Genomic DNA, 21,612 nt, shown 5'->3' with positions numbered 1-21,612 from the left:
GAGGAAAATTTACCAACTACCAACTACCAACTACCAATGACTAACAACCAATTTGCCATTTTCTTGCGATACAACTTCTGATTTGATTAACTAGTAGAAAAACTTATGGTTCAAAGCGTGACTCAATCTACTCGCGTTCCTATCTTAAATCTGGCGCAGCAATATACGGATCTTGCAACTGAAATTAATGATGTTGTTTTCAAAGTACTTGCCTCTGGCGGTTATGTCGGTGGGGCAAATGTTGCTAACTTTGAGCAAGAATTTGCCACATATACAAATGTGTCTGAGTGCGTCGCCTGTAATTCCGGTACGGATGCACTGCTGCTAGCATTGCGGGCGTTAGGTGTTGGGGCTGGAGATGAAGTGATTACCACGCCCTTTTCTTTTTTTGCTACGACTGAGACTATTAGTGCTGTCGGTGCTAAGCCAATCTTTGTAGATATTGACGCGCCAACATTTAATCTTGACGTGACTCAGGTAGAGTCAGCAATTACAGCTAAAACTAAAGCTATTATTCCGGTTCATTTATACGGACAGCCAGTTGACATGACTGCCCTAATGGCGATCGCTCAAACCCACAAACTTGCTGTGATTGAAGACTGCGCCCAAGCAACAGGAGCATTGTGGGCGGGACAAAAAGTCGGTAGCATCGGTCATGTTGGCTGTTTTAGTTTCTACCCTACAAAGAATTTAGGTGCTTGTGGCGATGGCGGTGCGGTGACGACGAACGATCCAGAAATTGCGGCAAAGATGCGAATGCTACGCAATCACGGGGAGAAAAATCGTTACTATCACGAAGATATTGGATTAAATAGTCGTCTGGACGCTATACAAGCAGCGATTTTGCGAGTCAAGTTACGTTATTTAGATACTTGGAACGAACAACGACGGGCGATCGCTTCTCGCTATCAAGAATATCTCACTCCAGTTCCAGGTGTCGTCCTTCCCCAAGAATTACCAGGCGGCGAGGGAGTTTGGAACCAATACACAATTCGTTTGCCAGACGTAGGGACACACAGCCGTGCGTCCAATAGCAATTATCGGGATGAGATCCGCCAGCGCCTACAAGAAAAAGATGTGGGTTCGATGGTTTACTATCCTTTGCCTTTACACTTGCAACCTGTGTATCAAAATTTAGACTACCAACAAGGGCAATTTCCGATCTCGGAACAAACTTGTCATGAAGTTTTATCCCTGCCTATCTTCCCTGAACTTTCTCCTGAAGCACAAGAACAGGTCGTTTATTGCCTGAAGGATTGTTTAACGTAAAGGCGGGTTCACCCAGAATATCTGTAAGAGCAAAGTTTTTTGGTAAACGCGCCCCGTACACGAGTCGAATCGTAGGGGCGCACAGGTGTGTGCCCGTACAGGAGTCGGAAAACAATAATCCAAAAGTCCCCCTTGTGTAAGGGGGATTTAGGGGGATCTGCCCACTCGTCCTTGTGTAAGGGGGATTTAGGGGGATCTATCCTTGAGTTCTTAAAACGGGACGGTTAACAGTGGCAAGAGATTCAACCAAACTACGAACGGCTGCAATCATAGCCACTTCGCTATTGAGTTGGTTAATTGCCGAACCTACACCCACACCAGCCGCACCAGATGCGATCGCCATTGGTGCGGTTACGTTAGAAATACCGGAAGCACACAACACTGGTACGGATACGGCGCGGGAGATTTCGTAGGCGGCGGCAAGGGTAGGTGCAGCTTTCTCAACCAAACCCAACGTACCAGGATGAACGGGACTGCTGCTCGTACCACCTTCGGTTTGGATAATATCAGCTCCAGCTTTTACAAGCTCCTCTGCTAGTTGCACTTGGCGATCGAGTTCTAAAATGTGGGGAACGGTAACGGAAAGGGTAATTTCAGGCAAGAGCGATCGCGTAATTTCTGTTAAGGCGAGAACTTCCTCTGCTTCAAATCTGCGTCCTTGAGCGTAGAAGCTATCGAAGTTACCAATTTCAATGAGATCTGCACCAGCTGCTACACAGGTGACAAATTTTTCTGGATCGACTGCTGATACACAAATTGGCAAATTTGTCAATTCTTTTACCATCTGTACTAGCTCGACATCAGCAGCAATATCAACAAAAGTAGCACCACCGCGATCGGCTGCGTTGACTGTCGCTGCTACGCTTTGGCGATCGAGGTTATTCAAACCGCTAATAATTTTTAGCGCCCGTCCTTGGGCAAAAGCTTGGTGGAGTAGAGGATGCATGGTCATGATTTCTCTCTTGTGTCCTGTAAAGGAATATTGTGACATTCTCGGAGGTTTGAAGCTAGTATTAGCTCACGCAAAGATGAGGACACTCTCGTCTTGTCTTCCTTGTCTTCCTTGTCCCCCTTGTCCCCCTTGTCTTCCTTGTCTTCCCGATTCTCCACTCCCCCTGAATTACCGCTGGGCGCTCCGAGAAAGAGCAGTTACGCGCCGCACATCAGAAAATACTCCTTCCCCATGTAGTTCGTACATTGTCGGCTTCACTTCAACTTTTAGCAAGCAAGATGTATTGACGCAAATCGTTTGTTCTGGCAAATGTAGCAAGCACCAAGGTTTGTCCAGATGTTTCAAAATCCGCTGATGAATTTCTTGAGGAGTCAGAGCATTATCTTCGTGCAAAACCACATTGAAGGCTTCTATTTGACCGTTAGTGTAGAAAAACGTGATTTGTAGCATATTGTGGTCGTTCATCGCTAGGAATTACCTCTCTTGCTTGGTTTTCAAGTAACTTTTGCCTTAACTCTCCCAAATCCAGCATTCTGTCAAGGCTAGTATTGTATTACCCAAAATTCAGTTGTCAGTTATCAGAGAGCAGGGAGTAGGGACCAGAGGGGAAGAGGGGGAGAGTGGGAGAAGGGGAGTAATTACCCATTACCCATTACCCATTACCCATTACCATCCATACACAAATTTCTAGTCTTCTTCTATACAAACTTCACCATTTTGTGATTGAGTCGTGATATCTTGTTGAGCATCTGCAAAATAAAATCATCCTTAGGTTAGATGCCAAGATCTATGAAGTGGAATCTCAGTCTGGAGGCAGAATTTTTTTATCAACAGGGATTGCGTCGCAATAAAGCCGAACAATACGCAGAAGCTCTACTAAGCTTAGATGTAGCTGTGGAATACAAGCCAGATTACGCTGATGCTTGGTCGCAGCGAGGTATAGCCTTGGGTAGTTTAAACCGCCATGAAGAGGCGATCGCCAGTTTCGATCGCGCTATTACCCTGCGTCCAGATGCTAGCTGGGTTTGGCACAATCGCGGAATTGCCCTGGGTAAGCTGGGTCGTTATATTGAAGCTCTCAATAGCTTCGATCGCGCTTTAGAATTTAACCCTGATGCGGCGACAATTTGGCACAACCGAGGGATTACTCTGATCGATCTTGGTTGCTACGAAAAAGCTGTTATCAACTTTGAAAAAACAATCCAGCTACGACCAGATGCTTACTGGGCATGGTACAACCGAGGTACGGCACTGGGACATCTCAAGCAATATGCAGCAGCAGTTGATAGCTTCGATCGCGCTCTAGAGTTCCAACCTGACGATCTCTTGACTTGGAATAATCGCGGCATCACTCTAAGCGACTGGGGTGAATATACCAAAGCAGTAGCTAGCTTCGATCGCGCTTTGGCAATCGATCCAGAATATAGCAAGGCTTGGTACAACAAGGGGGTAGCGCTGCGAAAATTAGGAGATTTCACAGCAGCAGTCGTCTGTTTCGATCGCACTGTTGAGTTGGAGCCTAATGATTTTTGGGCGTGGTATAACAGGGGACTATCTCTAGCACAAGTTGGTGAAAAAGAAGCAGCGATCGCTAGCTACAAACATGCTCTTAGCATTCAACCCCAAGATATGGCAGTTTGGTACGATTGTGGTTTGGCTTTGTATGAATTGTGCCGTTACCAAGAAGCGATCGCCATTTACACCAAAGCTTTAGAAGTCCAGCCTCATACACCTATATTTTGGTACAATATTGCCTGCTGTTATGCTTTGCAATCGCAAGCCGAACAAGCAGTTATTAGCTTACAACAGGCAATTCAAATCAGTCCAGATAAGTATCGTACTCTTGCCAAGAATAGCTCGGTCTTTCATACCATTTCTCAAGACGAAAGATTTCAAAATTTGATCTCTGAGTCGCGTGTAGATGTATAGCATTAGAGTATTTTTACTTTAAAAGTTCTGTCAGTCATATAGATTTTCTTAGCCAGCAACAACTGGCTATTTTTTTGTTACACATAGCGATTCTTATGATGGTGGAATACCCTCGTAGGGGCGCACAGCTGTGCGCCCCTACAGATCTTGTATCTCATCCAATTGAAAAAGGCTAGAACACGGACGTACAGCGTTACCTCTCTATAAACTTGTATGCGCTTTACAATTTCAATAAAAGTCTCAGACTTTCTCTCAGTAAAACTACACAAACGTATTTGTGAAATCTTCAGCATAATTACCGCGATCGTGCGGCAAGAAATTACTGTACTTCAGGGCAAACTAGATCTTAAGTTCAATGCAATCTAGGAAAAACCTTGTCGTTACAAACCTTTCTAATTAAACTTTTAGCGCTAAAACGATCTCAAGAGCGAGGGTTTACTATAGTTCTTGCTCTCAGTATGGGTTTGATCGTGATGGCAATTGCGACTACCCTAATTTTTCGTGCTTCTCGTAACGAAGCGATCGCATCTACCCGCACTCAAACTGGAGATAGTTTAGCTGTGGCTGAAGGAGGTGTTGCTAGAATTCTAACTCTCATGACTAAACCAGAAAACTCAGTTTTACTAACTCGGAATTACGATCCGATCGATTCAAAAACGGGAAAGAATTATCTAGGAGCCGATGGCATTCCTAAAACAAGCGATGATACTACAATTGCTATTAATGAATGGATAACTCCGATTACTTTTCCTTGTCTACCGTCAGTATCTCCTAATATAACTGCACTGACTGGTTCTAACAGTATTGGTAACGGTCAATTTCAGTTATTAGCATATCGTTACGATAATTTAAAGCAAACAGGAACTTTCTTAATATCAGGTCAGAATGATAATTCTATCGTTTATCTTGCAGTCACAGTAGCAATTAGTGTAACAATTCAAGATTTTCCTGGCGCTATTAGCACTCATACTACTTTCGATCCCGATCGCATTGAAATACAAACACGTAGAATTGCAGGTAAGAATGCTAATATTTACTTCGATCCTGTGACTGCTTTTAATATTTCTAATCTGAATGGATATGCCATAAAAGGTGGTACAAATAGATCTCAATATCTCGCTGCTATCGGTTCGGCATCAGATACCACAGATACTAGTATTGATGGCACAATTTTCGCTTGTAAGCTGCAACTCAACTTTCCCTTCACTGCGCAAGGTACGGATTTAGGAGACATCACAGATCCCAGGTTTTCATTGCTGTCGCTTCCACTTACTGGTACTAGCGGACAAATTACTCATTATCAAACTAATAAAATTGATATTACTGACAAAGTAATTAATGTTGATACAACTGCTGGTCCAGTTTATCTTTATATAAAAGGTTCGTATTTAAATAAAGAAGGATTTCATTTGCGAGGAGATTCTAAAATTCGTAATATTCGCACTGATGGACAACTGCCCAGAGTTGGAGATTTACGAATTATTATTTTGTACAGTGGTTCGGGAACGCCGCAATCTGCTTATCTTTACAACACTGCTTGTATTCAAAATGCTTTTCTTTATAATCGGGATGCAGATTTCAAATTAGAAACATCAGGAGACGGTTGTGAGAGTCCTGGAAACAGTAATCTTGATGGAGTGGTGTGGGCTGAAGATCTTCAAAATACTAATACTAACAACACAGGCATTAATATATCAGATAATGTCCTCAGCTTATCAGATTTAGCTAATAGCTTTAATCTATATACTAATAATAAAATTGGTTCGATCCAAAAGTGGCAGAGATATAAATTGTAGAGTTAGAGATTCTCTAATTTTTCATACTTTGCGATCGCCTTAAACTCAATCTTTTTCTTTACCGTAAAATCACTGAAATACAGCACGCAATCTTTAGCATAATTACCGTAATTTTACGGTCATAAACTACCTAGCATTAGGGCAAGCTAGACTTAATTCTAGGATGGTTTACTAAGAAAATTTGGCTTTATTCTCGAAAATAAGGCAGAATCTTCTATTTTGTTAATAGTCCTTTGAATCATTTATAGCTACGTAATTTTTCTTGAGAGACATCACGGTTTTCCGTTTAGATGAAGACTTCTCCCTATCTCTGTTTGGTGCAAACATTATTCAATTTTTTCAATTACAGCACTCTTGTAGCAAGAAACATTTTGTGCTGGTATTTGATTTGTACCAGGAGATGAGTGGAGATGAAACATAAATTGCAAATAGTTTTTAATAGCAATTCAACAGACAAAGGTTTTAGCCTTGTTACCGCTATGGGTATGGGGTTAGTCATACTAACAATTGCTACTACCCTAATTTTCCGTGCTTCTCGCCATGAAGCGATCGCATCTACCCGCACTCAAGCTGAGGATAGTTTAGCCGTAGCAGAAGCAGGAGTAGCTCGAACTCTCGCTCAGATGACGAAACCTGAGAATATAGTTTTACTCAGTCTTAATTACGATCCTATTAATCCTAAGACGAATAAAACCTATTTGGGAACAGACGGCATTCCCAACACCAGTGATGATTCGACTACGGCTGTCGATGATTGGACGAGCGTTTCTGCCAATTCTTCGCCATGTACTCCTGGAACTGGTTCGGGAACTGCAAGCATTAGCTGTAGTGATGCGATTGGTATTGACGGTACATATACGCTTAAGGCATACCGTTATCACAGTACTAATAAGACAGGAACTTTTTTAGTTGAAGGAAAACGAGGAAGTTCTACCTCCTATATTGCTGTAACAGCAGCTATAGATTCTAGCCCTGCTACAAGTAATTTTCCTGGCGTATTAGCAGTCAAACACTTATCGCTTGGAGGACGCAGTATTCTTGGTAGTAATGGAAATATTTACTACGATCCTATCTCTTTGGGTTTCGGTCCTAGTAGTGGATCTGCTGCACCAGGTGATAGTAATAGGGGAGACTATCTCAATGCTATTAGCTCTGGTTCAACTAACGGCATCAACTTTGACAGTGTTGCTGGAAAAATTTTTGCCAGGAAACTTGAACCTACTCTATCTTATGACCCACCATTAGGAGTAACACCAGTTTCTATAGGAGACGCTACAGGAAACACAAACATTCCTAGCTTAAGTAGTAGCCTAACTCACTATCAGACAGGCAAGATAGATATTCAAGCTAATACTATTGTTAGTATTGATACAACTTCTGGTTCGGGTCCGATTAATCTCTATGTTAATGGACCAATCACAATGAAAGGTTCTGCGACTATCGATGTTAATACAACTAATAGTCCAGTTAATATCTACGTCAATGGCTCGATAACAGTTGAAGAAAATGCCAAAATTCGCAATGTTAGGAATGGTGGTTTGCCTGGTAAGGTAGGGGACTTACGGATAATCATTTCTACAACCGATGCAACTCAGATTTATGGTAACGCCTGTATTCAAAATGCTTTTTTTTATTCTCGTAGGGGGAATCTCCAACTAGGGGGATCGGGAGATGGATGCGATAGTCCCGGCAACACAAATATTGATGGTGTTGTCTGGGTAGAATCAATATCTCATACTAATACTTCAAGCCCATATTCTGGAATTGCTGTATCAGACGATCTATCGAGTCTGTCAGATGTTGATACTAGCATTGGATTTTCTAGCTCTACTAGGTATAAATTAGGTACAGTTAAAAACTGGCGACGTTATCAATTATAAAACTGTAAAAATAGCGCGATCGATGCATCTACAGAAATTGCCAAGACAAGCTGAGGGATTTACTCTTTTTGAGGTATTAATTTCCATACTTATAGTTAGCGTATTTCTTGCTGTAGCAATGCAAGCACTTTTATTTGCCGTTATTTTTAAAGTGAGAACCGAACAACGTAACGAAGCAATTACTTGGATTCAAAAAGATTTAGAATTCGTTAGGAATCAAGCCAAAGAATACGAAATTAATACTTTTCCTTATTCCAATAGATGTAACGCCACTACTTCTGCTGATGGCTTTGCTGCGGGATTACTACATAGTATACTTGGCACTCCAACGTCACCACCTCCATCAGCACCATCTACCATAACATCTGTTTCTAAAACTTTAGCAGGAAAAAGTTTCACTCTGACTCGAACTACTATTTACGATACTCCTACTTATGCTTACAAATTACTTCAGCTAACTTATAAAGTCACGCCAGCAGACAGTATTTTTCCTATTGCAACGCTTTCAACTGAGGTAATTCCTGATGCGTCGCTTAAGTGTCCGTAGAAATAATCGAAACAAAGGCTTTTCTTTAATAGAGATATTAATAATAGTTGTCATTATTGGTATTCTAGCCGCGATCGCACTTCCTAGCTTTGCTGGTTCTTTAGATCGCGTCAAATTGAATCAAGCGGTAGTTGAAGTCAGAGGACTTTTGCAAGAAGCGCAAAGACAAGCTATTCGTAAAAGTCAACCTTGCGATGTCATGTTGATGTTATCGACAACACCAGTACAAATTACCGCAAATTGTGGTGTTACGGGCGATCGCAATTTATCAAAGGGAGTTCAACTAATAACAAATATTAGTCAAGTAACAGGAAATCCCATCAAAATTACTTTTGGTATTTTAGGCACAGCAGAATTTACAGTTCTCAGTTCTAGAAACCCTCCTCCTCCAGTCGATTCTAGTGGAAAATTGATCTTTTCTGTTGCCCGCAGCTCCATTCACGATAAAAAATGCTTGGCTATATCTAATACTTTAGGGCTGACAAGAACTGGTGAATACGCTGGTGATTCTACCACGGCAAATCAAATTACCGACGACGGTATGTGTACTGCATCCTAATTATGAGTTATATGAAACAATATTTTGCTCGAATTTATCGTCGGTTTCATATTCCTCAACCTTCTAGAGGATTTACACTTGTAGAGTTACTAATTGCAGTCCTAATTAGTACAATGGTGATTGTTATTGCAGGATTTGCCTTGGTCACAATTACATCTTTTGATAATAAAGCAGAAGCCAAAACCGAAAGACAAATCGATCTCAATCGCGCTTTCGATTTCATGACTCATGAAATTAGAATGGCAAGTAGAATTAATCGACTTGACACTGAAGTTGCAGATAGTTCTACTATAACTTTGGAAAAAATTGTAGAAGACGCTGGAATTAAAACAAAGTTAGGTAGTTATGGCACAATTGCTTTATATCTAGAAATTCCGATTACGAATATTCCTCCTGCTTGTCCTCCCCCGACTGCTTCTTACACAGTTCCCGCTGATTACCAAGCAGGGTATGACAAAGTAGTTTACGATATTCGCCCTACAACTGGAAGCTGGTTAAATCCAAAGGTAATTGCTCGTTACGGACGCATACCGAATACAGATGGTTCAATCGATCCTTGCAAAAACCCTGTAGCTAGCGATATTTTAGTTGACTCAATTTCTGATACAGATATCAATCCAACTTGCGCCTCACCCGCCGTTAAGTTTGGTGCTGGCGGTTTTTATGCTTGTGTTGACGGTAGTTTAGTCGAACTGTTCTTGCGCGGTGCAGTAAGTAGTACAGAAAATCAAGATGTCACGGGTAGAGCATTTTCTCGCCTCAGCAGCTACAGTACTGAACTCGCACCCGTGCTATCCGGTAGCAAGTCAGGAACAACCGAGATGAATTTGACTTGGACTTGGAGTGGTACGGGTAATCCAACTTACAAAGTCTATCGCACCGTAGATGGAGTAGCTACAGAAGTTTATAGTGGTTCTGCTTCCCACTTAGATAGCAGTACTACTCCCAGCCTTCGTCCTACTTCTGGTAAACAGAACTGCTACACAGTTAGAGCAACTATCGGTTCGTATACCAGTGCGCCAAGCAATGCAAGGTGTGAAGATTTCTAAGCGTAGTTTTCAATTGGATGCAATACACGTCTGGTAGGGGCGCACAGCTGTGCGCCCCTACAAATATCATCCACATAATCGAGAATTGCTATAAGATACCAAGCGAATAGAATGCTAGGTAGTTTAGTTATTAGGTCGGTAGCAAGCCCGCGTAGAGAACTTGCTTGAGCAAGTACTATGCGACGGACTAAATTTGCCATAAAATTATTTTTTAATTAGAAATTAGGAGTTTGAAGAGAGCGTGAGAGCTGAGGAAGCAATTCGCAATAAACGCTTCGCTACACTACGTGTCAGCCGAAGGCGAAGCGAAGCGTTACGCAATTCGCAATTTAACCCCACACCCCACAACCCACATCCTTTCTTCACTGATAACTGGTCACTGGTCACTGGTCACTGTTTATGCGATCGCAATGGCAATATTTGCTACAAAACTTAGGTGAATGGCAGGGTTCGTTTACACGATTCTCACCCCAAGCTGAGTTAATCGAAGATACGCCTACAGTTGTATCTCTAGCTGGATTAAACGATAATAAAACTATCCGTCAAATTGTCCGTTTCCTACCATCCAATCGTCCCGCCGAGGAAAAAGTATTTGAATACAGTTCTCTGGGTAAGGGGGTACTGTTTTTTGAAAATGGTGCGTTTTCTCAAGGTTCGATTCAACTCAGTCCGTTTGCAGAATTTGGCGCAGAACTTGGTTTAATTCATGGCGATCGCCGCTTGCGCTTAGTGCAACTTTTTACACCGAACGGAAAGTTGGATAAAATTACGCTGATTCGCGAATATCTTGCTGGTACGACAACTCCAGAACGTCCCCCTCTACAGGTTGATGACTTGGTAGGTAAGTGGCAAGGGGAAGCGGTCACAATTTATCCCGACTGGCGATCGCCCGATACTTATTCTACACAACTGCAAATCGAGCGCCTTGGTAGCGATCGCCTCGCACAACAATTGACTATCTACTCTACGCCAGAAAACCCTTACCAAATCAGTTCCACAGGCAAAATTACCGGATCGTTACTCTACTTTGAGGGTTCTCAGCCCGATCGCCAAATGACTCAAGTTATGCTACTACCAGATGGCGCTTCTGCCACTTGCCCTCAGCAAGTGCAGTTAAGACAAGCCTTTTTTCTCGAAGTTGGTTGGCTAGTACAGCCAAATCTACGACAAAGACTGATAAGACGTTACAACGATAAAGGTGAATGGACTAGCCTTACTTTGGTTACTGAAAGGAAGTGAGTGGTAATTGGTAATTGGTAATTGGTAATTGGTTGTTGCTTCTCTGTCCCTCTGCCCCCCTGCTCCCTGCTCGTGCGCTCCCTGCTCCCTAATAACTGATGTGCGTAAATTTACTGAAAAATTCATTGATATCTATCTGATTATAGTAGCGATCGCTTAGTGTTTATGGTAGAAATACGTAATATATCTGTTAAAATAATTACTAAATATATGCCCGTACACAGCTTTCGAGTCAGTAAATCGCAAAATCCTTGGGCTGAGGGTTCTAAGTTACTGGGAATAACATTGCTAATTGGATTTGGCATTCGGATAACTGCGGAGCAGTGTTACTTAATCCCTTCTACTTCCATGAAGCCTACTTTACAGATTGACGATCGCCTCTTCGTAGACAAAATTAGCTACCACATCGGCAATCCTCAGCGAGGAGATATCATCGTGTTTACCCCTCCAGAAGCAGTGATTCAGGAAGAGCATTCTAGCGATGCATATGTGAAGCGAGTTATTGGACTGCCAGGAGAGAAGGTAGAAGTGAAAAATGGGATCGTATATATCAACGATCGCCCTTTAACAGAACATTACATTGCCGAGCCACCGGAATACATTTTAGCGGCAGCGATCGTGCCACCCAAGTCTTACCTTGTGTTGGGAGATAATCGCAATCGCAGCTATGACAGCCATGCTTGGGGTTTTATCAGTCGCGATCGCATTATTGGTAAGGCAGCAGTGCGTTTTTGGCCTCCCTACCGTGTAGGTAGTTTGTACGCTGAAACCGCCAGCAGTAACTAGGTAATTAGGTAAAGCCTACTTTCAGTTCAGTGCATAGAAAATTCCCCCAAATCTCGATCGAGAAATGAGGGGAATTTACAACCACTAACTAACAATCACCAACTAACAACTAAAACTCAAACGTTGTCCTCAACGTACCGACAACAATATCGCTATTGTCGCTATCGTGACCTGGAGCAGTCAGCCAAATTACGCCCGGTGCAACCGAGATATTATCAGTCAATTGATATCGATACGACGCTTCAACGTGCAACCCAGTATCGGGATCTCTTCTTCTTTCTAAACCGTCGCCATCAGCAACAGTAAAACCACTCGTACCCGTTAGTTTAGGTTCCACCGCCACAATAATATTGAGTAGGTTTCCTTCCTTGCCCAAATCGGGAAAACTGAGAGACAGAGCATAGTTCCACACATCAGCATCACCCATTCCAAGCACGATCGCCTTACTCAATCCTGCCCATCCACCAATTCTAATTCCAGGGGTGATGTCAAACTGTGCTTCTACACCGTAGTGATTGCCCACTACCGATCGCGTGCTGCCATCAGCATCTGTGACTTCTACCAGCGATCGAATACTACCTTGTTCTGTCGTGTTTAAGGCTTCGTCATACGTATGGAGATAGGCAAAGGCAACCTTAAATCTGTCAGTCCCGTACTCTAATCGTCCGAGAAAGCTATTGCTACCGTTAAATAAACCGTTACCAGGGGCAGGATCTTCAGCATTACCAGCTTGATAGCCAAGCCCCAGTTTCAAAGCTTCAGTTATTGAGAATTCTGTAATTATCCCTGCATTCTGTCCCCCTGCATTATAGATGGGGTTGAAGCTGAGATTACCAATTGCACCTACATTCGTGTCGGTAATCAGGTTATCGACAATATCAAAAACGTCGTCGTATTCTCCAGAGTTAGCTAGCAGCCAAACTCTTAGATTATCGCCAACTTGAAAACTGTAGTTGAGGTTATCTACGACAACATCGTTATCAGTACCCGTAGCATATGCTATCTGTCCTTCATTTGTAATGTTGCCTACATAGTCAAAGGCACTAAAATTACCTGCTTGCAAGCGAACTTGCAGTTGATCTGTACCAGTAAAACTAGACAGGAAATTGAACCGCATTCTCGTTTGTAGGACTGTGTTGTCCTCCACGTCATCGCCAAAAGTATCGCTAGCCGCCATAATGACTTGAGCGCTCAATTTGGTTGTGGTGGAAAATTGATTTGCTTCTAGTTCGGCGGTGGTTGCTTCTAAAGCATCGACTCGACCGCGCAAAGTTGCAAGTTCCGTACCGAACTCCTCTTGCAACCGTTGTAAAGTTGCCAAGTCTTCTTTGTTGACCATATCGGCAGAAGCGGTGGCAATCAGTTCGTTGACTCGATCTAAACAAGCGTTTAACCCTGCGGCAAATTCATAACGAGTTAAAGCGCGATTACCGCGATAAGTTCCATCGGGGTATCCCGCAATGCAACCATATCGTTCTACCAAAGATTGCAATGCCTGAAATGCCCAATCTGTAGGCTGCACGTCTGATAATTGGGAAACTGAAGTCACTTGAGCTAGCTGTGGCGATCGCTCTTTTGTCGTTAATGTCTCAACACTAGTTGCAGTCATGGGAGTCACTGAACTTATATCTCCCGCGATCGCTGAGTTTAAATATAAAGAATTAGCAGCAATAACCGCTAGAGAAACGAAAAAAGAATCTCTAAAAAGTCGTTTCATTAGTATATACCTCACACCTTTTTACATAATTACCGAGAATGGCAAAGAAAAAAAGTTACATGGATTACGATATTTTCTCAAACTCAAAAAACTGCTTTAGTTAAGACAACAGTTGCTGATTTCCCTGAATTCCACAACTCTTTTGGCTTATTCTTTTGAACTCATTCCTAAGATAGATGTTCAAAAATCAGTCGAGCACATCTTTTGCGATCGTCAATCGGCGAAGTGATTCTGTCTTTTTATAAGTGTTTAAATGTTATCAAAGAATAACTTTTGTAAAAAATGACTTGAAGTAACTAAGATAACAATATCTTGCACGCTAAGACTGTATTATAAAATGCACAAAATATAGGTTTCAGTTGCGGTGTTAGCTATAGCTATCGCCATATTTTTTGCAGTCGCGTGCAGGATTTTATTAAGAGTAAAAAATTCCAGTCTGGTAACTGTCACCTTTGCCAACAGTGAAGCTACAAAGCAGACACGATCCTTTCACTTGCCATTCTTGCACCTGATAAGTTTCTAGCAGTTGGTCCTACTTGTAATGCTGCCAAGCCACCCATCATATAAAATTCGCATCCCGACCAGCGCAAGCAGGGATCGAGAACGGGTAAACCTCTAGCTATAGTTAGAGGAAAGGTATTGAGCATGTCTGACAGCAGAGGTTCGGCAGTCACGTCAAGTGTCGTCCCTGTTGCGACCCAAATGCGATCGCATTCATTCTCTTCCCCATTATGGCAATGCACTAACCAACTATTCCCTTGCCATACTGCTTTGACGACTTGGCATTGTTCCTGAATCTGCAAGCGATCGCACCGCATGAGCCGCCGCAACTGTAGCATCATTGCTGGCGTGAGGGAACCCCCATTTCTAGCTTGTTGAATTAAATACCAACGCTTTTCCCAGTCCGGTTCTGCCCAAAAATCTTTGAGATATTTCGGTCCCAGCCACCCTGGTTCGGCATCAAATAATTTCTCTTGTAAGTTGCGCCTTGCCATCAACACGACTTTAGCACCACGGGCGATCGCGCCTACAGCCAAATGACCGCTGGTTAATCCACCACCAATAATTAATATGCGTTCTCCAGCTAAGTTCAATTTTTGCAAATCCACTTGTTGAGAGTGACATAACCGTTCTGGCGGATAAGGAGACTGAATTTGACTCACCCACTCAGGTGTGTGAATTTGACTGCTACCCTTGGCGAATACTATCCTACGGGCAACAACCGTGCGATCGTCTGCTAGCCACAAGCGAAACCGAGGACGCAACCGATGTTGTAAGGGTTCGATCCGCAAAACCTTTGCTTTGAAAACTGGTGGCAAATCCAAACGGCGAATTAAATCGGTACAAAAATCTTGAAATAATTGCGTTCCTGGCAGATCGTAAGGGGCAAATAATTCCTGGGGACGACATTCGGCAAATTTTCGCAAGGCGTATGGGTTGGGATCGGGATGGTGGACGGCAGGAGAACGTAAATGAGGGATCTCAAAAGCCGCAAATTGTTGCTGCCACTGCTGCAACCACATTCCACTTGGATCGAAAACAGCAAACCTGTGCCGCAGCTTTTTCCGCTTTTGCAGCAAGTAGGCAATAAACGTGAGAGCGTGGGGACCAGCGCCAATGATGGCAATATCGGTATTGGAAGCTTCTGCAAGCATGACAATCGTGCTAGACAGTACTTTAAAATGATAATCATTCTTATTCAAGATAGCATCGGGAATCAAAAGTCAGAAGTTAAAAGTTAAAAGTCAAAAATAATCCTGACTCCCGTACAGACGTTGCCTGCAACGTCTCTACACCGACTCCCGCAACTGAGAGTAAATTGGTATGATGCCTTTATCTATCTCCCTATGATTCCTACCAGAAGAGTTTATTTGTTGCTGTTGTTGGGAATAGCAATCGCACCCCTATTAGCCACACTTTGGAACGTACCGCGTAGTATCTTGGTGATGCTGCTGTTTGATGCTGTTATCTTAGGGCTGACGCTCGCCGATAGCCTAATGGTACGCCGTCATCGCGTCCAAGTCGAGCGATCTCTGCCTGCTAGACTCTCCATCGGACGGGATAATCCGGTGGTTTTGACAGTGCGATCGTTGAAAAAATCAGCTCAAATTCAGATTTGTGATTATTACCCGATGCAGTTCGCTGTTTCTGCAACTACGCTGACTGCTGCTCTTGCATATAACAGCACGACAGACTTAACTTATACAATTCACCCCAACCAACGGGGAGAATCTGCCTGGGGAGATCTGCAAGTGAGACAATTGGGTGCTTGGGGATTAGGTTGGGATAACTGGAAAATTCCTCAAAGTCAGAAAGTCAAGGTTTATCCTGACTTGGTAGGATTGCGATCGCTCTCCATTCGTCTGACGCTACAATCGGCTGGTTCAATTCGCAAGCTGCGCCAACGGGGAATCGGAACGGAATTTGCCGAACTTAAAGATTATGGTACGGGTGACGATTTGCGGTTGATTGACTGGAAAGCTACGGCACGTCGCAACCGTCCTTTGGTGCGAGTTTTGGAGCCAGAACACGAACAAACCCTGATTATTCTATTGGATAGAGGACGCTTGATGACGGCTCAAGTATCAGGGTTAAAGCGGTTTGATTGGGGTTTAAACGCAACTTTGGCTTTAGCACTAGCGGGAATTCATCGCGGCGATCGCGTGGGTGTGGGAGTATTTGATAAGCAAATGCAGACTTGGATACCACCGGAACGAGGACAAAATCAATTAAACCAACTGATCGATCGCCTGACACCAATTCAACCCGTATTACTCGAATCTGACTATATTGGTGCTGTCACGAGTATTATCAAACAACAAGCTCGCAGAGCCTTGGTAGTATTAATTACAGACATTGTTGATATAACCGCTTCTGCCGAATTATTAGCTGCATTAGGAAGACTGACACCCCGTTATTTACCTTTTTGCGTTACGTTACGCGATCGTCTTGTGGATCGTTTAGCTCATACTTCTACAGATGAAGTGAATGCGACTTATGCCCGTGCTGTGGCTTTGGATTTATTATCTCAGCGTCAAGTTGCCTTTGCTGGGTTGAAACAAAAAGGGGTTTTAGTATTAGATGCACCAGCCGATTTGATTTCCGAACAGTTGGTAGATCGGTATTTGCAGCTTAAAGCGAAAAATCAGTTGTAGTTGGTTGTTGGTTGTTGGTTGTTGGTTGTTAGTAAGGTAGCTAGCTTAGTTATGTCAAATTTTTTGACTTTTGACTTTTAACTTTTGACTTGTCGTAGTTAGCTTGAGATATGTTTTTTGAGAAAGTCTATGAATACTCGCACTTTGAGCGGAACGTAAGCACGAGAAGGATAGATCAGCCATGCTGCGGTGTTGAAATCTGTTGCCGTCACTTGGTAGTCTGGAAACACGTTGACAAGCTTGCCATTATTTAAATCTTCGTCAATTAACCAGTGGGGCAGCAATGCCAAACCCATTCCAGCGATCGCGCACTGCTGAAGTGCGATCGCGCTAGAGATGACAACGCGCCCACGCACGGGAATTTCGCTCTTGTCCCCATTTTTATCCATGAATATCCATCTCGATCTGAAGCCAGCCAAAGGGAAGAGAAGACAATTGTGTTGCTCTACATCACTCAGTTTTTGTGGTTGACCCCATCGCTTGAGATAATCTGGGCTAGCGCAGACCGAATAGCGAGTTCGCATCAGTTGTTGGGCAATTAAAGTAGAATCTGCGAGTGGTCCGAGACGAACTGCAACGTCAATTCTTTCAGCTAACAAATCGACGATCGCATCAGTGAGTAATAGATCGACTGTGAGATCGGGATACATCACGCTAAAGCTACTCAATAGAGGGACGATGCACTTGAGTCCGAACGAAACAGAAGCCGTCACCCGCAGCGTTCCTTTTGGCTGTCCTGTCACGTCTGTTGCTATATCGATCGCCTGCTGCATCTCCTCGACTAATGGCTCGATACGTTGGAAATACGCCATACCAGCTTCGGTAGGGGATAACTGGCGCGTCGTCCGCTGAAGTAACCGAATACCGAGTTCTTCCTCTAGACCTGCGATTGCGCGGGAAACGGAAGATGGATCGATATTGCGATCGCGTGCTACAGCGGCAAAACTGCCCTGTCTCATTACTTCCACAAAAATTTGTAGCACCGAGAAATCCATTGCTGAGCTACGAATACTCTTTTTGACTTTTGAGTACAGGCGGGTTTAGCAGATAGGTTGACAGCTAGAACCAAAAATTTTTGCTCAAAACCCGCCCCTACCTTTTGACTTTTGACTTACCCATACATTGATTCATGCAAATTATACACGATAGTTATTCGTGAATTATTATTTACTGCTGCTTTTGCAGCAACTAAAGTAGAGTCATCAACTTAAACATTGACTTAGAGGTGGAGTATGAGCCGAATTGCAGTGTTAGGAATTGGAGCAATGGGATCTCGCGTCGCACAGAACCTACTCAAGGCAAACCATCAGGTTATTGTTTACAATCGCACGGCAGAAAAAGCAATGCCTTTGGTGAACCAAGGAGCCGTTTATGCTGCAACACCACGGGAAGCCGCCGCGCAAGCCGATATTGTTATTAGTATGGTTGCTGATAACGAAGTGTCACGTAGTGTTTGGCTCGACTCCACAATAGGTGCAGTGCTGGGACTAAGGAAAGATGCGATCGCAATTGAATCTAGCACGTTAACCGTAGATTGGACGACAGAATTAGCGAAGGAAATTGCCAGCCGTGGGGTAGCCTTTCTCGATGCTCCCGTCGTTGGTTCTCGTCCGCAAGCTGACGCTGGAAAGCTGATCTACTTGGTTGGAGGTGAGGCAGAAACCTTAGCAAAAGTCCAAGATATTCTGCTGTCCGCAGGTGCTTCAGCGGTTCATCATGTTGGCTCTAATGGTCAAGGTATGGCAATGAAACTTGCAGTCAATGCACTATTTGGTATTCAAGTTGCAGCATTAGCAGAAATTGTAGGAATGTTGACCAAAAATGGGATAACCAGCGCCAAAGCAATTGAATGCCTGGGTGAGTTACCCGTCATCAGTCCAGCTGCTAAAGTTGCCGGAAATTTGATGCTGGCACAAAATCACGCACCCCTGTTTCCAATTGAACTAGTAGAAAAAGATTTCCGCTATGTCATCCAAACAGCACAAGCAGTTGAAGCGCTGATTCCCACATCTGCTGCTGTTCGAGACGTATATCAAACAGCGATCGCCAATGGGTATGGCAGCGACAATATTACAGGTGTGGCTCAACTATTCATTTAATTGTTTCAGCCAAATTGTTATCTTCTAATCTCGCGGCAACAATTGCCGCAATTCTTGTGGGAGACAGCGATCGCAGAAATGCTCAATGGCTCTACTATGGCGTTGATATAGCACACCTAGATAAATAATAGATATTCCCAAAATAGTGAGGACAAATGGAAATAGTAGGGCATCTTTAAACACTGTATAAGCGAGATGACCTAAATACCCAAAAACACCCATAGCGCCAAAAACCATAAAAACTTTGCGTTTCAATAATACCGATAACAAAATCAATCCCAAATTAATTAAACAATAAATAAATTTTTGCCATTCATTGCTATCGCTCATCAAAGTCATACCAAACCAGAAGGCAAGTAAGCCAAATAAATACAACCAAAAAGCAAAATCTCCATCGCGCCTGCGCGTGCGAAGATCGACTAAATACGCAATGATAATACACGCAATCCCAAACCATAGAGAAACCAAAAGTCTTTGTTCCCAGCTAAATTCATTTTTACCAAATAACAATGGGGTTAAATCCATTGACATAAAATATAACGAAAACGCAATCGGCGCAGTCAAAAATGGAAATCGGACAAACTTGAGCGCGATTAAACCTGAAATAACAGTCCCCAATTCCATTAGAAACCAACTGCCTTTAATCCAAATATAGTAATCTCGATATACACCTGGATCGCCTTGAATCCAAAATCCCGTCCATCTTTGCAGTCCATAAATTGCTAGAGGAGTCATGCAAACTGAGATCGCAAATAGCAATCCCCCAGGCACTTTCATGTTTTGGCGAAAGTACAAAGTTTTGCCTGCCATTACAAAACAAAACGCATAAATACTAGCTAATAGGAAGATTCCGCCGCCACCAAACGATTCCCATGCTAAATTCATAAACCAACTCATGGCAGAGATGACAACCAAAGCCCCAAAATAGAAAGCTACGTTGGCAAAATTAAATTGGGGGCGATGGTCGCTCCGGTGAGATAATGCTTGCCATAGCGCGTCTGCTTGCGCCTCAGTAATTAAGCCTTGGGAAGCTGCCCAATGCAAATCTTCTTTGTAAATTTTCATACTCAAAACTATAGGAGCGTTTACTCAATCATGAGAGGTAGTTTCGAGAAAATATACGGTTGTTGTGCCACTATTAAAGGTGCTTATTTTTACATATATTTTTGGAGGATACGTTATTTAACGTACCCTTAGCTCAACCCTGGAAACAATGGCGCTTCTTCCCTGTGATATTTCGCTAAATAATCTTTAAAAGACGTACCCCCAGTCCCGACTTCTACTCCAACAATTTTAAGTTGTTGAATTGCCAAGCCTAAATGTCCTTGATGAAATTGAGTCTGACATTTATCGTAGGCTTGCAAAAAGGTGAGAACTGCATTGGCATCAGGATAAGTGCGTAAATGGGCAACTTTCTCAGCTTGCGTTTCACCTACAGCACGACTTATGAGTAAATCGTAATAATGTGCTAAGTTATGTTCTTTATAATGCTCGAACCATTGAGTAATGCGATCGCCATATTTGCGATCGAATTCAGTCTCGGCAATATGTAACTTACCTTCAGAATCTTTAGTCCCACCTACCCAATATTTTCTCACTCCGCTCATAATTTCTAACTGCCGAAATTGAACTGATTGAAAGCCACTTGTAGGACCAGTGCTAGTCCGAAATTCGACAAATGCTCGCATAGTGTTGAGAATCGGCATGGTAGTATTAACAACCTCATACAGTCGCAATACTCTTTGAAAGAAATAACACACTTCGCTAGTAGCACTAATAACTAAATCCGTATCTAATGCCTTTGATAAAGCATCTAACACCCGTTCCATGTCAATAATCATTTGATGGAAGGTAAGTTCGCAAATCTGATGCACGGTAATAAATAAATCTTCATCTTTTGAAGCGGTTAGAGGTTTTTTACAACTAATTAACGCTTCAATGTTGTGATAATTCCAATAATGATTTTTGCTGACATCCAAATTAGGATCGAGGGGAGGTAGAGGTTGATAGGATTCAGACATAGTAGTACAAACGTTACACGTAACGCCTATGTATTATATTGACAAGAATTGCGATCGCACGATAGGAATTGTGGGGCGATCGCTATATCATCCATTTGGTGGTCAACAAATGTTGACTTATAGTAGTAATCTGAGAAATATAGACTGTTAGTATTACGGTTACACCCAAAGTTAGATTGATGCTGCTTTGAGAGGTCAATAGTATGGATAGATTGCAGCAACTGCTTCGGAACTCGTTCATTCGCCTAGAAGGATTACTGTATCAAATATTTGGATTTATTCGCAAAATCTTTGGTTTCTTCTATCAACGCTTACTAGTTTTGCTGCAAGCGCTAGGATTTTCAACTTCTAGTTATTACGTAGAAGGCGATCGCCAAAATAATATAGAATCGGCAGAAGATCGGCAAATAACTGAAGTCAAATCAGAAAAAATCGAACCCAGCTTCACGCCTAATCGTCGTCCCGATCCACAAATGGAATATTACCGCAAACTGGCTGGACAAGTAAATCCGACGAAAAAATAGGAGTTCGGGGTTAGTGAAAGGAAAACGGGGACAAGGAAGACAAGGAAGACAAGGGAGACAAGGAGGTTATTCTAGTCACCAGCCACTAGC

General features: G+C 42.8%; 22 protein-coding genes. 13 read left to right on the top strand and 9 right to left on the bottom strand.

Annotated elements, in window-relative coordinates; translation table 11 throughout:
- The first annotated feature begins 105 nt into the window (after positions 1-105).
- Positions 106-1,269, top strand: coding sequence for a DegT/DnrJ/EryC1/StrS aminotransferase family protein (locus C7Y66_RS19305; RefSeq protein WP_106546818.1), 1,164 nt, complete (start codon positions 106-108; stop codon positions 1,267-1,269).
- Between the two features lie 196 nt (positions 1,270-1,465).
- Here C7Y66_RS19305 and C7Y66_RS19300 read toward each other — a convergent pair whose 3' ends face one another.
- Positions 1,466-2,221, bottom strand: a complete 756-nt coding sequence (locus C7Y66_RS19300) for a DUF561 domain-containing protein (RefSeq protein ID WP_041462396.1) — start codon at positions 2,219-2,221, stop codon at positions 1,466-1,468.
- Positions 2,222-2,389: 168 nt separating this feature from the next.
- Positions 2,390-2,686 (bottom strand): hypothetical protein, encoded by a 297-nt coding sequence (locus C7Y66_RS19295; protein WP_015153592.1) that lies wholly within the window; start codon positions 2,684-2,686, stop codon positions 2,390-2,392.
- 324 nt (positions 2,687-3,010) lie between these two features.
- Between C7Y66_RS19295 and C7Y66_RS19290 the strand changes: the two genes are divergently transcribed.
- The 6 genes from C7Y66_RS19290 to C7Y66_RS19265 all read left to right on the top strand — a co-directional run bounded on the left by C7Y66_RS19290 (position 3,011) and on the right by C7Y66_RS19265 (position 9,981).
- A complete protein-coding gene (locus C7Y66_RS19290) occupies positions 3,011-4,150 on the top strand; it encodes a tetratricopeptide repeat protein (protein ID WP_015153593.1) in 1,140 nt (379 codons plus the stop codon).
- Between the two features lie 374 nt (positions 4,151-4,524).
- Positions 4,525-5,946, top strand: a complete 1,422-nt coding sequence (locus C7Y66_RS19285; protein WP_106546816.1) for a hypothetical protein — start codon at positions 4,525-4,527, stop codon at positions 5,944-5,946.
- Positions 5,947-6,356: 410 nt separating this feature from the next.
- Complete coding sequence (locus C7Y66_RS19280; RefSeq protein ID WP_106546815.1) at positions 6,357-7,826, top strand: hypothetical protein; 1,470 nt, start codon at positions 6,357-6,359, stop codon at positions 7,824-7,826.
- A 22-nt stretch (positions 7,827-7,848) separates the two neighbouring features.
- A complete protein-coding gene (locus C7Y66_RS19275; RefSeq protein WP_106546814.1) occupies positions 7,849-8,373 on the top strand; it encodes a prepilin-type N-terminal cleavage/methylation domain-containing protein in 525 nt (174 codons plus the stop codon).
- Positions 8,351-8,932 carry a Tfp pilus assembly protein FimT/FimU gene (locus C7Y66_RS19270; RefSeq protein ID WP_106546813.1) on the top strand — a complete coding sequence of 194 codons (582 nt, stop codon included), beginning with the start codon at positions 8,351-8,353 and terminating at the stop codon, positions 8,930-8,932. The genes C7Y66_RS19275 and C7Y66_RS19270 overlap by 23 nt, the downstream gene beginning before the upstream one ends.
- A gap of 2 nt (positions 8,933-8,934) precedes the next feature.
- Positions 8,935-9,981: a type II secretion system protein J gene (locus C7Y66_RS19265; protein ID WP_106546812.1), complete on the top strand. Its 1,047-nt coding sequence runs from the start codon at positions 8,935-8,937 to the stop codon at positions 9,979-9,981.
- Here the strand turns inward: C7Y66_RS19265 and C7Y66_RS19260 are convergent.
- A complete protein-coding gene (locus C7Y66_RS19260; protein ID WP_106546811.1) occupies positions 9,978-10,181 on the bottom strand; it encodes a hypothetical protein in 204 nt (67 codons plus the stop codon). The genes C7Y66_RS19265 and C7Y66_RS19260 overlap by 4 nt on opposite strands.
- Before the next feature lie 22 nt (positions 10,182-10,203).
- Positions 10,204-10,368 (bottom strand): hypothetical protein, encoded by a 165-nt coding sequence (locus C7Y66_RS32545; RefSeq protein ID WP_233222752.1) that lies wholly within the window; start codon positions 10,366-10,368, stop codon positions 10,204-10,206.
- A gap of 12 nt (positions 10,369-10,380) precedes the next feature.
- Between C7Y66_RS32545 and C7Y66_RS19255 the strand changes: the two genes are divergently transcribed.
- Positions 10,381-11,220, top strand: coding sequence for a DUF3598 family protein (locus C7Y66_RS19255; protein WP_106546810.1), 840 nt, complete (start codon positions 10,381-10,383; stop codon positions 11,218-11,220).
- A 210-nt stretch (positions 11,221-11,430) separates the two neighbouring features.
- Entirely contained in the window at positions 11,431-12,006 is a 576-nt protein-coding gene (lepB, locus tag C7Y66_RS19250; protein ID WP_370143948.1) for a signal peptidase I, read from the top strand.
- Positions 12,007-12,115: 109 nt separating this feature from the next.
- Here the strand turns inward: lepB and C7Y66_RS19245 are convergent, their stop codons facing one another.
- Together C7Y66_RS19245 and C7Y66_RS19240 are read right to left on the bottom strand one after the other, a co-directional pair.
- Positions 12,116-13,723, bottom strand: a complete 1,608-nt coding sequence (locus C7Y66_RS19245; RefSeq protein ID WP_106546808.1) for an iron uptake porin — start codon at positions 13,721-13,723, stop codon at positions 12,116-12,118.
- A gap of 467 nt (positions 13,724-14,190) precedes the next feature.
- Positions 14,191-15,378 (bottom strand): FAD/NAD(P)-binding protein, encoded by a 1,188-nt coding sequence (locus C7Y66_RS19240; protein WP_106546822.1) that lies wholly within the window; start codon positions 15,376-15,378, stop codon positions 14,191-14,193.
- Positions 15,379-15,570: 192 nt separating this feature from the next.
- Here C7Y66_RS19240 and C7Y66_RS19235 point away from each other — a divergent pair, with 192 nt between their 5' ends.
- The gene (locus C7Y66_RS19235; RefSeq protein WP_106546807.1) at positions 15,571-16,878 is read left to right on the top strand and encodes a DUF58 domain-containing protein; all 1,308 of its coding nucleotides are present in this window, start codon (positions 15,571-15,573) and stop codon (positions 16,876-16,878) included.
- Between the two features lie 98 nt (positions 16,879-16,976).
- Here C7Y66_RS19235 and C7Y66_RS19230 read toward each other — a convergent pair whose 3' ends face one another.
- Positions 16,977-17,873: a LysR family transcriptional regulator gene (locus tag C7Y66_RS19230; RefSeq protein ID WP_106546806.1), complete on the bottom strand. Its 897-nt coding sequence runs from the start codon at positions 17,871-17,873 to the stop codon at positions 16,977-16,979.
- 237 nt (positions 17,874-18,110) lie between these two features.
- On the opposite strand from C7Y66_RS19230, the gene C7Y66_RS19225 reads away from it, so the two are divergent.
- Positions 18,111-18,977 carry an NAD(P)-dependent oxidoreductase gene (locus C7Y66_RS19225; RefSeq protein ID WP_106546805.1) on the top strand — a complete coding sequence of 289 codons (867 nt, stop codon included), beginning with the start codon at positions 18,111-18,113 and terminating at the stop codon, positions 18,975-18,977.
- 24 nt (positions 18,978-19,001) lie between these two features.
- Here C7Y66_RS19225 and C7Y66_RS19220 read toward each other — a convergent pair whose 3' ends face one another.
- Positions 19,002-20,042, bottom strand: a complete 1,041-nt coding sequence (locus C7Y66_RS19220; protein WP_106546804.1) for a DUF2157 domain-containing protein — start codon at positions 20,040-20,042, stop codon at positions 19,002-19,004.
- Between the two features lie 128 nt (positions 20,043-20,170).
- Positions 20,171-20,998, bottom strand: a complete 828-nt coding sequence (locus C7Y66_RS19215; RefSeq protein ID WP_106546803.1) for a tryptophan 2,3-dioxygenase family protein — start codon at positions 20,996-20,998, stop codon at positions 20,171-20,173.
- A gap of 28 nt (positions 20,999-21,026) precedes the next feature.
- Here C7Y66_RS19215 and C7Y66_RS33050 point away from each other — a divergent pair, with 28 nt between their 5' ends.
- Both C7Y66_RS33050 and C7Y66_RS19210 read left to right on the top strand, forming a co-directional pair.
- Entirely contained in the window at positions 21,027-21,149 is a 123-nt protein-coding gene (locus C7Y66_RS33050) for a hypothetical protein (RefSeq protein ID WP_255410019.1), read from the top strand.
- A 52-nt stretch (positions 21,150-21,201) separates the two neighbouring features.
- On the top strand, positions 21,202-21,522 hold the full coding sequence (locus C7Y66_RS19210) for a threonine dehydratase (RefSeq protein ID WP_106546802.1): 321 nt from the start codon (positions 21,202-21,204) through the stop codon (positions 21,520-21,522).
- The last annotated feature ends 90 nt before the right edge of the window (positions 21,523-21,612 follow it).

The organism is Chroococcidiopsis sp. CCALA 051 (genome assembly GCF_003015105.1).
Classification (GTDB): domain Bacteria; phylum Cyanobacteriota; class Cyanobacteriia; order Cyanobacteriales; family Chroococcidiopsidaceae; genus Chroococcidiopsis; species Chroococcidiopsis thermalis.
Note: the sequence above shows the minus strand (reverse complement) of the source record. Positions and strands in the feature narration are given on the sequence as shown.

Coding starts and splice junctions, on each gene's coding strand:
- C7Y66_RS19305 (WP_106546818.1), top strand. CDS start 106: ATGGTTCAAAGCGTGACTCAATCTACTCGCGTTCCTATCTTAAATCTG.
- C7Y66_RS19300 (WP_041462396.1), bottom strand. CDS start 2,221: ATGACCATGCATCCTCTACTCCACCAAGCTTTTGCCCAAGGACGGGCG.
- C7Y66_RS19295 (WP_015153592.1), bottom strand. CDS start 2,686: ATGAACGACCACAATATGCTACAAATCACGTTTTTCTACACTAACGGT.
- C7Y66_RS19290 (WP_015153593.1), top strand. CDS start 3,011: ATGAAGTGGAATCTCAGTCTGGAGGCAGAATTTTTTTATCAACAGGGA.
- C7Y66_RS19280 (WP_106546815.1), top strand. CDS start 6,357: ATGAAACATAAATTGCAAATAGTTTTTAATAGCAATTCAACAGACAAA.
- C7Y66_RS19275 (WP_106546814.1), top strand. CDS start 7,849: ATGCATCTACAGAAATTGCCAAGACAAGCTGAGGGATTTACTCTTTTT.
- C7Y66_RS19270 (WP_106546813.1), top strand. CDS start 8,351: ATGCGTCGCTTAAGTGTCCGTAGAAATAATCGAAACAAAGGCTTTTCT.
- C7Y66_RS19265 (WP_106546812.1), top strand. CDS start 8,935: ATGAGTTATATGAAACAATATTTTGCTCGAATTTATCGTCGGTTTCAT.
- C7Y66_RS19260 (WP_106546811.1), bottom strand. CDS start 10,181: ATGGCAAATTTAGTCCGTCGCATAGTACTTGCTCAAGCAAGTTCTCTA.
- C7Y66_RS19255 (WP_106546810.1), top strand. CDS start 10,381: ATGCGATCGCAATGGCAATATTTGCTACAAAACTTAGGTGAATGGCAG.
- lepB (WP_370143948.1), top strand. CDS start 11,431: ATGCCCGTACACAGCTTTCGAGTCAGTAAATCGCAAAATCCTTGGGCT.
- C7Y66_RS19245 (WP_106546808.1), bottom strand. CDS start 13,723: ATGAAACGACTTTTTAGAGATTCTTTTTTCGTTTCTCTAGCGGTTATT.
- C7Y66_RS19240 (WP_106546822.1), bottom strand. CDS start 15,378: ATGCTTGCAGAAGCTTCCAATACCGATATTGCCATCATTGGCGCTGGT.
- C7Y66_RS19235 (WP_106546807.1), top strand. CDS start 15,571: ATGATTCCTACCAGAAGAGTTTATTTGTTGCTGTTGTTGGGAATAGCA.
- C7Y66_RS19230 (WP_106546806.1), bottom strand. CDS start 17,873: ATGGATTTCTCGGTGCTACAAATTTTTGTGGAAGTAATGAGACAGGGC.
- C7Y66_RS19225 (WP_106546805.1), top strand. CDS start 18,111: ATGAGCCGAATTGCAGTGTTAGGAATTGGAGCAATGGGATCTCGCGTC.
- C7Y66_RS19220 (WP_106546804.1), bottom strand. CDS start 20,042: ATGAAAATTTACAAAGAAGATTTGCATTGGGCAGCTTCCCAAGGCTTA.
- C7Y66_RS19215 (WP_106546803.1), bottom strand. CDS start 20,998: ATGTCTGAATCCTATCAACCTCTACCTCCCCTCGATCCTAATTTGGAT.
- C7Y66_RS33050 (WP_255410019.1), top strand. CDS start 21,027: ATGTATTATATTGACAAGAATTGCGATCGCACGATAGGAATTGTGGGG.
- C7Y66_RS19210 (WP_106546802.1), top strand. CDS start 21,202: ATGGATAGATTGCAGCAACTGCTTCGGAACTCGTTCATTCGCCTAGAA.